Raw genomic sequence first — 9,137 nt, forward strand, 5'->3', positions numbered from 1 at the left:
TTTCCTTCCCGCCCGCCGACAGTAGGGTGCGCGCCTGAAACGCTCTGCTATCTGCGCGCAACAGGACGACCATGAACAGCTTCAACCCCGGCCCGGAACACGCGATCGAGCTTCGCGCCGCCCTTGGCAAGTTCGCCACGGGCGTGACCGTGATAACCACCGGCACCGAGGCCGGACCGATCGGCATGACCGCGAACAGCTTTACCTCGGTCTCGCTGAACCCGCCCCTGGTGCTCTGGTGCCCGGCGCTGGTGTCCGAACGGCATGACGCCTTTGCGCAGGCCAGCCATTTCGCGATTCATATCCTGACCGCCGAACAGCGCCCCCTGTCGGAGGCGTTTGCCCGCGAAGCCCAGCCGTTTCACCTGTGTGACTGGACCTCCGGCCCGCATGGCATGCCGCTCATCCACGGCACGGCGGCGCGGCTGGAATGCGCGACCGAGAGCGTGACCCTGGCCGGCGACCATTCCATCGTGCTGGGCCGCGTGACCCGCGTGACCACCGAAGAGGCCGTGCCGCTGGCCTTTCTGGGTGGCACCTACGGCACGGTGAAATAGCGGCTACGGTCAGCCCAGCGGCGGCACTTCCAGCGTCAGATTTCGCCCGCTCTTCTGATAGATCAACTTGTTGGTTGAGATCGAAGTGACCTTGCCGCCGTCCAGGCGATCGCCCACGCTGACCTTCACGAAACGCCCCGAGGGCAGGCGCACAAGGGCACGGCGCGAGTTCGCCGCACCGTAAACGCCGATCAGGTTGATACGGTGCAGGTTCAGCGCGCTGTCAATCGTGGCCTGGTCGGCCACCGAAGCGCTGGTCGGGATCGAGGGCTGCGGGGCGGCCGCAGGGGCAGCTACGGCGACGGACCCGTCGGAATTGTCCCCGGCCCGCGCAACGATCCGGTCGAAATTGTTCGGACGCTTGTCGGGGCGCGGCGATGTGGCGACGGCCGAAGAGGTCGCACCGGCCAGCGCCTCTTCGTTCAACCCTTCGATGGCCGCATCCACGGCAGCATCCACGGCGTCGGCATCCGGGGCGGCGATTGCAGCGGCCGCCAGCGCCTCTGGTCGGCGGGTTGGCCGGATCACCGACAATTCATCGCGTGACAGACCGCCAAGCGTGGCGCGTTCATTGTTCTCGATCAGACCTTCCGGGCGGCGGGTCGGGCGGATGCGCGGAATGTCCAGGCCGTCGTCAACGCTGGTTTCGGGCACGACCGTACCCGGGCGGCGACCGGTCGTGGCCTCGGGCGTTCCGCTGAACACAAGGATGCCGTCAGGGGTCAGCGCGCCTTCGGGCGTGGCGCGAACCAGGCCGCGCTCGTCGAAGTCAAACGTGATGCCCGGCGGTGCAGGAGCTCCGGGCAGGTCCGGGCGGTCCTGGCGCTGCGCCTCGCCCAGGCGCGGCAGGGCAACCGGGTCGCGGCCCCGGATTTCCGGGTCGATCGAGGCGATATAAATGTCGCTGATGCGGTCCCCCAGGGGGGCTTCGGTGGCCTCCGGAGCCCGTTCCCAGATGCCCGACGCCGCATAGCGCGCCGCGGCGGCCTCTCGGTCCAGCAACTCTGGCACCAGGGGCACCTCGGGTTCGGGGTCCACCGGCGCGGCAATCGGTTCTTCGGGCAGCGGCGCCTCCTCCGGCGCGATTTCCGCAAGTTCCTCGGGGGTCGGCTCGTCCACCGGCAGGGGGGCAGCTGCCGCGTCCGGTTCCGGCGCAATCGCCACGTCGTCCGGGACAGGGGCAGGTTCCGGGGCAGCTTCGGGTTCAACCCCGACGGCAAGTTCACTGTCAGGTTCGTCGAACCGGGCCTGTGGCAAGTCCGAGAACGACATCATCGACCACACGGCGGCCACCGCCATGGCAAGCAGCAGAAGCAGGGTCAGCGCAAGCCCCAGATGGCGCGGCTTCCCGCCCACGGACTGGGTCTGGCGCGCGCCGAACACGGTCATCGCCTCCATTTCCGTAGGTTCGGGTGGCGGGGCGATGGCAGTGTCGGCCTGGGGGGCGGCCGCGCCTTTCCGGGCGCCAGATTTTGGGGTGGTCTTCGGAGTGGTCTTTTCGGCGCTCCTTCGGGTGGACGTCCCGATCTTCTCGGTGGTCTTCGCCTCCCCCGCGCGCCCGGTTGATCCCGCACCCTCGTCCTGACGGGTCAGACCCTCCTTGTGACGGGCCAGGATCGCGGCAAAGGCCGAGGGTTTTCCCCCTTCTCCTGCCTCGTTCTCCCGGACAACAGGCGGGGGCGGTGACGCTATGGCCGCGGCGGAGGGATCGGCCTTCGCGGCGCGCTTGCCCCCGGCGTCCGAAGACGCCGCCCCGGTGTTCGCGCGACCGGGCCGACCGGCAACACCGGCGGCCCCCGCCAACCCCTTGCCCAGCCCCTTGCGTGCAGAGGACAACAGCGACTTGCCGGACTTGCCGATATCCTTGGCCAGGGCCGCCCCCCGACCCTTGGCCCGCGCGGCCCGTTTGGGCTTCGGCTGCGGATCTTCGGGGAGGTGATCGGCAGTCACCGGCACATGCGCGGTCGCGGGTTTGCTTTCAGCTTTGAGAGCCTTGCCCGGAGGCACCGCTGCCTCACGTTTCCGGCCCGCAACCCCCGGCGCACCCTTGGGCATCGCCCCACGGTCCACCGCCCCCAGGGCCGGGGGAGGCATGGACGGCGCCGGGTCGGATGCCACGCGGGTGGATTCTGCGGTGTCTTCGGCAGGCTTTGGCGGGGAGGCGGGCGCCACGTCTGCAGCGTCTTTGGGGGTCTCGGCCTTCGTGCCCGCGGCCTCGGTCGGTTTCACCCGGCGCGAGACAAAGGCCTGCGGCCCGGCGGGATCGGCCGGCGCATTGCTTTCGGCGGGCGGGGCCGGTGTGTCCGACGGCGCTTCCCCCGGGTCGGCGCCCGGGGACGATGTTTCTTCGGGCGGCTCGAAAACGGCGGTTTCGGCGGTTTTTTCCGCGCGGTCGTCACGCACCGTTTCCGCCTTCTCGACCGCGGCGCGCATGGGTCCGTCCGCCGTCGCCTTCTCGGACCTCGCCCCACGCTTGCCAAGGGGGTGCGGTTCGGCCGCTTCTTCGGGAAGATCGCGGATGACCGGGATGACCGGCGGCAGGTTCGGCTCTTCATCCCCCTCCACCGGAGGAGGCGGGAAGGGCGCCAGCAGATCAACTTCCGTTGCCTCGTCGTCAGCGGAGGCCGGGTCCGGTACGCTGGCCAGCAGGTCCTCGAAGGTTTCTTCCGCCTGCGAAGCGTTTGCCGGGGCCTCCACCGGCAGGAAGGGGTCGAGCGCCAGATCGGGTTCAGGTTCAGGTGCGGGTTCAGGTTCGGGCGCGATGGTCGGGGCTGGCGGGGCCTCAGTCTCCGGGGCGGGCGCGGCCTTCGCCACGGGTTCCGCCTCCTCTGCGGGAAGGTCCGGGAACGGCGCCAGGTCGACCTGGGCCTCCTCGGTCGTGGCCCCTGGGGTGATCGGATTTTCCAGGCGGACCGGCTGCGGCGCGGGCTCCGGGGGCTGCGCCGGCAGGGCCTCAGGCGCGGAAAGGGTCGCGGATGTGTCTCCGGATGTGTCTCCGGCGCGGGCCCCAGCCCCTTTCATCAGGGGCACGTCTTTCCTGTCCCGCTCCACCTGCTGCGCCGGGCCCAACAAGCCCGAGGCCGCCCCGGTGCGGCCAAAGAAAGCCTCGCCCTTAAAGGTGCCGCGCTTGCCGCGCGCGACATAGCTGACCGGGTTCATGCGGTGCTCGACGGCGAAGGCCTCGGCCTCGGCCAGGGTCTCGCGGGCCAGAACAGCGGCATGGACCTGATCGCCATCCGCCTGCCAGTCGAAAACCAGCTCGCCAACCTCATAGGGCGTCAGCCCCTCCAACCCGGCGCGGATCTGCACTTCGCGGGTAATGTCATCGGGTCCCGGCGCGGTCAGGGTGGTGAAAAGGATCTGGCTTTCAGGGATGATCAGCTTGGTGGTGAATCCGCCGGGCGACAGGTCGGCGGCGGTCTTGCGCAACATCCCGACTTTGTTCGCCAGCTCCGGGTCGTCCAGCGCCACGTCGCCCACCAGGGTCCAGCCGCCCTTGGCGCGGTGAAACAGGCCAATGCCCTCGTGACTGAGGTCCAGAGCGAAATTCGGTTTCATAGAGTACCTTGCCTGCAATATTCCCCTGCGGAGGCACCCACGCCGCCACCGCGTTGAAACTACAGCAGGATTCTGCCCATGGAAAGGGTCCAGTCCCGACGGGGCTTGGCAAGGGCGGGAAACAGCGCATCCTGTGGGCAGCTATGGAGGACGTGATGAGGAAAATTGTTTTGAGTCTGGCGCTTGCGGTCGGCTGGCTTGTGGGCAGCGGTGCGGCTTTCGCCGAGGAAAACGCCCGGCGGATCACCGTAACCGGCGAGGCCGTGGCCCGTGCGGCGCCCGACATGGCCGTGCTGACCCTGGGGGTACGCAACCAGGGCGCCACCGCCGCCGAGGCCCTGGCGGCCACCAATGCAGGCGCCTCTGTCGTGCTGTCCCGGCTGTCCGAGGCCGGGATCGCCGCGCGGGACATGCAGACCAGCGGCCTGACCCTGACCCCGGTTCGGGCGCATGACAATGACCGCAATGCACCGCCGCGGGTGATCGGATACGAGGCGTCGAACACCGTGACCATTCGCGCCCGCGACCTGACCGCTCTGGGTGGAATTCTGGACGCGGCCGTCACCGATGGCGCCAATGAATTCCGTGGCTTGCGGTTCGCTCTTCAAGACCCCGCGCCCCTGCTGGACACGGCGCGCAAACGCGCGGTGGCGGACGCCATGGCCCGGGCCGCGCTCTATGCCGAAGCTGCCGGGCTGCGCCTTGGTCCCGTGATGGCGATCCGCGAACCCTCCGCACAACCCGCCCCGGTGCCGATGATACGCGCCGAAATGGCCATGGCTGATGGCGGCGGGGTACCGATTGCACAGGGAGAGCTTGAGCTGCGCGCCGAAGTGGTAATGGAATTCAGGATTTCAGATTAGTCCCAAAGGCTTGCAGGCCAATGTTCACAAGCTGGACAAACAGGAACCCCCGCCTCGGATGAGGCGGGGGTTCCGTTTCTTTCAGGCCGGAGACCCGATCAGGCGGTGGCAGCGGCCAGGGCCTGATCCAGGTCGGCGATGATGTCGGCCGCATCCTCGATCCCGATCGACAGGCGCACCACGTTGGGCGCGGCGCCGGCAGCGACCTGCTGTTCGGGCGACAACTGGCGGTGCGTCGTCGAGGCCGAGTGGATGATCAGAGAGCGCGCGTCACCCAGGTTGGCCACGTGGCTGAACAGGTTCAGATTGTCGACCAGTTTCACACAGGCTTCATACCCGCCCTTCACCGCCACGGTGAACAGGGCACCCGCCCCCTTCGGGCTGATCCTGTCCGCCAGCGCCTTGTAGGGCGAACTGTCCAGACCGGCATAATTCACCGCTTCGATCCGGTCGTCGGCTTCCAGCCATTCGGCAACCTTCTGGGCATTGGCCAGGTGTTTCTCCATTCGCAGCGACAGGGTCTCGATGCCCAGCAGCGTGTAATGCGCCGCCTGCGGGTTCATCGTCATGCCCAGGTCGCGCAGTCCGATGGCGATGGAGTGGAATGTAAAGGCCATCGGCCCCAGAGCGTCACCGAAGCACAGCCCGTGATAGGCCGGTTCGGGCTTGGACAGCGACGGGAACTTGTCGTTCTGCATCCAGTCGAACTTGCCGCTGTCGACGATGGCGCCGCCGGTCACGGTGCCGTTTCCGGTCAGATACTTGGTGGTCGAATGCACGACCAGTGTCGCGCCCAGTTCGATCGGGCGCACCAGGTAGGGCGTGGCCGAGGTGTTGTCGACAACCAGCGGAATGCCGGCCTTGTCGCCGATCGCGGCAAGGGCGGCGATATCCGCCGGCACTCCCGCCGGATTGGCCAGGGTCTCGCAGAACAGCGCGCGGGTATTGTCGTCAATCGCGGCCTCCACGGCGGCCGGATCGTCGAAATCGACCAGTTTGGCTTCCCAGCCGAAGCGCTTGAAGGTCTGGGTGAACTGGGTGACGGTGCCGCCATAGAGCTTGTTCGACGCGACGATGTTCAGCCCCGGCCCCATCAGCGGGAACAGCGCCATGATCTGCGCCGCGTGGCCGGAGGAGCAGCAGACCGCCCCTGCCCCGCCTTCCAGCGCGGCGATCCGGTTCTGTAGCGCGCTCACGGTGGGGTTGGTCAGGCGGGAATAGATGTACCCGACCTCTTCGAGGTTGAAGAGCCGCGCGGCATGGGCGGCGTCCTTGAACACGTAAGCGGTGGTCTGGTAGATCGGCACCTGGCGCGCGCCGGTGGCCGGATCGGGCTCGGTGCCCGCGTGGATCTGCAGCGTGTCAAAGCCTTGTGGTTGATCGGTCATGTCTGTCTCCCTGAAATCATTCCGCCGCAGCGTATTGGCTTGGCGCGCGGGCATCAACGGGGGTTTGACGGTTCGGAAGGGGGATTTCCCCGCGACCGGGGGAAACTGTTCCACGTCGCAGCTGTATCGCGGGAAATTCGTCACGCGGGTAGGTAGGCCCACCCCGAGTCACCTGGCGACCGGTTTCACCGCACCAATCCTGCGCGTGTCTTTCATGGCGGCCTCAGGGCAGCGGCCCGACCTTCGATCCCGAAGGCTTCGCTCGGCGAAACCGAACAGGCTTCCTATTCGCTCATCCGCTTACTGGCGCATCTGCCGGTAGCTATCCGAACGGAACCCGATACTGTGGTCGCTGTTCCACTTGATGCGGGCTTCCTCGACCGAGGATATCGCGTTTCTTGCAAGGGATAGCGGCGCGGCCAATTGCATGAGCGTGCAGAATTGTGGGCTTCCTACCAGGACATGCAGATCCAGGGCCTCCCCGGTATCATACTCCAAACCCATGGCGACAACTTCATTCATCACGTGGGATTCAAGTTCCTCGACATCGATCCCGGCTTGTCGCCCGGTCGCACAGATGAACTTTCCATACCCAGCATAGGTCAAAAGGAAACTGGTGTCCCTCAGGCTTGCGGCGATTGCGTTTGCCACGTCGCATAGCAGGTAATACACGTCCTCGGGCTCAGCCTTCAGGAAAATTTCCTCGAATTCCGCAATTGCGAACCCGATTGTTTTCGTTTTGAACAATCCCGGTTTCGTGAGAGCCAGCAAATAGTTCTCCATCGCAATCTTGCTGATGAAGTTCGGAATGTCCGGGAGCGTGATCGCGGTGGAAATCGTAAAATCGTCCAGCCCCGACACCTGCCGCTGCAGTTTCGAGACCTGTTCGGTAAACTCACCCAGTTCCTTTGATTTCTCCACAAGTTCTTCGGCGAGGCGCAGCCGGGTCTGGAACTCCACAAAGTCGAGCGGTTTGTTTACATAGTCATTTGCCCCGGCATGGAATGCATCTTCCATGGATCCCTTGTCTTTCGCGGCTGTCACCATGATAATCTGACTGCCCACCGCCCCCATCCCGGAACGGATCTTCTTGCAAAGCTCTATACCGTTCATCCCGGGCATCTGAATATCCAGCAAGAAACACTCGAACGCGTCCTTCTGCTGCTCGATCTTCTTCAACGCATCTTCCGCGGAAGTTGCCGTAACGTAATCACGATACCCGGCACTCTCCAGGCTGAGCTCTATCAGCGCGAGAAAAATGGGATCGTCATCGACGACAAGCAGTTTCATTTGACACCTCAGTTTCGGATACGGTGATCACGCACTAGGTACACACGAAAAATTTGAATTCAATGGGACCATGTTGGGGTATTTTTGCGCCGCGCACAACCAACGGAGGAAAATCGAACTGCTTTCCCGTGAAACGTGTGAGAGGAAAAGCACATGTACTCAAGTTTGAAAAACAACTCATAGACGATTTTACAACAAATTCAATGCAATCGGGACTTGCGAATAATGTCGGAAAAAACCGCTTAACGTGATAACCATCCCGAAAACCGTCTTTCAGCGCATCCAGAACCCTTCGCGCTTGATCCTGTTGCGGATCACCTGCTCGCGGCGCGGCAGATTGTCCCGGTCGAACAGCGCACGAACCTTCCGCCCGCGCCCCTGATAGATCATGCGCAGCATCGGGTCGTATTCCTTCAGCACCTTCTTGATCCTGTTCGGGGCCGAGACCTCTTCCAGCACCTCGATCACCCGGTCGCTCTCTCGCGCATACATCAGCGGCAGGATGCGCCAGTGGCACGTCACCGCGCCATCGAGCCCGCAAAGCTCCGGCCCGGGTCGCCCGCCACCGAAAGAGGCAATCACCAGCGGCAGCGCGATCTGATCGAGCCAGGGATAGATCTGCTGGCACACCAGTTCCTCGGGGCGGTCGTCATTGATCGCTTGCGCATATTCCACAAACCGCCGCCCGAAGGCGCGCGGGCATGGGCCAAAGAACCAGCCCGCGTTGAAATACATGTAACGCTGCCAGTATTCGTCGGGCTGGGACAGGTCCAGCGTGGCGGCGAAATCCAGCCCGAACTTGTCATAGAGCGACCGCCAGATCGCCGCGTAGCCGGGACCGTAGAGCTCGATCACCGGCCAGGTGTTCTCGCGCTTCATCGAGGCCGACGGGCGGGTGAAATCGAAGGGCACCTCGGACAGGGGTCCAGTCACCAGCGTATCGGTGTCGAAGAAGACAAAAGGCTCGCCCTCGGGCAGGGCCAGGAGCCCCTCGATCTTGTTGCCGTTGGGGTAAGGGCCGCCAAAGACCGGCGTGTCGAAGGGCACGATTTCCGCCCCCAACGCTTCCAACGCGGAACGGATGTGGTCCGGCAGGCGCGGATCGCGGTCCCAACGCGGCCCCGGCTGGGGTTCACCGACCAGGAGCCGCCCCTTGAAACCCGGGTCCGAGTGCTTAAGTGAGGCCGCGAACAATAGGGCTTCGTAACCAAGACGCCCAGCCTGCGCCACGACGAAGATGTTGAACTCAGAACGCTTTTTCACTGATCGTGCCATCGTCTTTTGCCTGCCCGAAATTTTTCTGTCACTATAGGGTGGAACACGGCGCGTGGGAATGCGGCGTATGCGATTTGCCCGAAGGAGGGACGCGGATGAACTGGAAGACAGGTTTCCTGGCGGCAGCGCTTCTGGCCGGACCGGCCATGGCGCAGCAATTCACCTCAGCCGCCGAGGTGAAGCCAATGCTGTCGGCCACCAAGGAC

General features: G+C 64.9%; 6 protein-coding genes. 2 read left to right on the top strand and 4 right to left on the bottom strand.

Translation table 11 applies throughout. The annotated features are described in order from the left end of the window. Positions 1–71 precede the first annotated feature (71 nt). Complete coding sequence (locus Q1V43_RS05675; RefSeq protein WP_300515056.1) at positions 72–557, top strand: flavin reductase family protein; 486 nt, start codon at positions 72–74, stop codon at positions 555–557. Between the two features lie 9 nt (positions 558–566). Here Q1V43_RS05675 and Q1V43_RS05680 read toward each other — a convergent pair whose 3' ends face one another. Next, the gene (locus tag Q1V43_RS05680; RefSeq protein WP_300515059.1) at positions 567–4,115 is read right to left on the bottom strand and encodes a hypothetical protein; all 3,549 of its coding nucleotides are present in this window, start codon (positions 4,113–4,115) and stop codon (positions 567–569) included. 155 nt (positions 4,116–4,270) lie between these two features. On the opposite strand from Q1V43_RS05680, the gene Q1V43_RS05685 reads away from it, so the two are divergent. Beyond that, positions 4,271–4,978 carry an SIMPL domain-containing protein gene (locus tag Q1V43_RS05685; protein WP_300515062.1) on the top strand — a complete coding sequence of 236 codons (708 nt, stop codon included), beginning with the start codon at positions 4,271–4,273 and terminating at the stop codon, positions 4,976–4,978. A 98-nt stretch (positions 4,979–5,076) separates the two neighbouring features. On the opposite strand, the gene Q1V43_RS05690 is transcribed toward Q1V43_RS05685, so the two are convergent. The 3 genes from Q1V43_RS05690 to Q1V43_RS05700 all read right to left on the bottom strand — a co-directional run bounded on the left by Q1V43_RS05690 (position 5,077) and on the right by Q1V43_RS05700 (position 8,931). Further along, positions 5,077–6,366 (bottom strand): O-acetylhomoserine aminocarboxypropyltransferase/cysteine synthase family protein, encoded by a 1,290-nt coding sequence (locus tag Q1V43_RS05690; RefSeq protein ID WP_300515065.1) that lies wholly within the window; start codon positions 6,364–6,366, stop codon positions 5,077–5,079. A gap of 300 nt (positions 6,367–6,666) precedes the next feature. Then, positions 6,667–7,656: a response regulator gene (locus Q1V43_RS05695; RefSeq protein ID WP_300515067.1), complete on the bottom strand. Its 990-nt coding sequence runs from the start codon at positions 7,654–7,656 to the stop codon at positions 6,667–6,669. A 273-nt stretch (positions 7,657–7,929) separates the two neighbouring features. Next, positions 7,930–8,931 (bottom strand): hypothetical protein, encoded by a 1,002-nt coding sequence (locus Q1V43_RS05700; RefSeq protein WP_300515069.1) that lies wholly within the window; start codon positions 8,929–8,931, stop codon positions 7,930–7,932. Positions 8,932–9,137: the final 206 nt, after the last annotated feature.

This window comes from Aliiroseovarius sp. (assembly GCF_030148435.1).
Classification (GTDB): domain Bacteria; phylum Pseudomonadota; class Alphaproteobacteria; order Rhodobacterales; family Rhodobacteraceae; genus JASBTN01.

Bases quoted from the DNA above. Each gene is read 5' to 3' on its own strand.
- Q1V43_RS05675 (WP_300515056.1), top strand. From the start codon at position 72: ATGAACAGCTTCAACCCCGGCCCGGAACACGCGATCGAGCTTCGCGCC.
- Q1V43_RS05680 (WP_300515059.1), bottom strand. From the start codon at position 4,115: ATGAAACCGAATTTCGCTCTGGACCTCAGTCACGAGGGCATTGGCCTG.
- Q1V43_RS05685 (WP_300515062.1), top strand. From the start codon at position 4,271: ATGAGGAAAATTGTTTTGAGTCTGGCGCTTGCGGTCGGCTGGCTTGTG.
- Q1V43_RS05690 (WP_300515065.1), bottom strand. From the start codon at position 6,366: ATGACCGATCAACCACAAGGCTTTGACACGCTGCAGATCCACGCGGGC.
- Q1V43_RS05695 (WP_300515067.1), bottom strand. From the start codon at position 7,656: ATGAAACTGCTTGTCGTCGATGACGATCCCATTTTTCTCGCGCTGATA.
- Q1V43_RS05700 (WP_300515069.1), bottom strand. From the start codon at position 8,931: ATGGCACGATCAGTGAAAAAGCGTTCTGAGTTCAACATCTTCGTCGTG.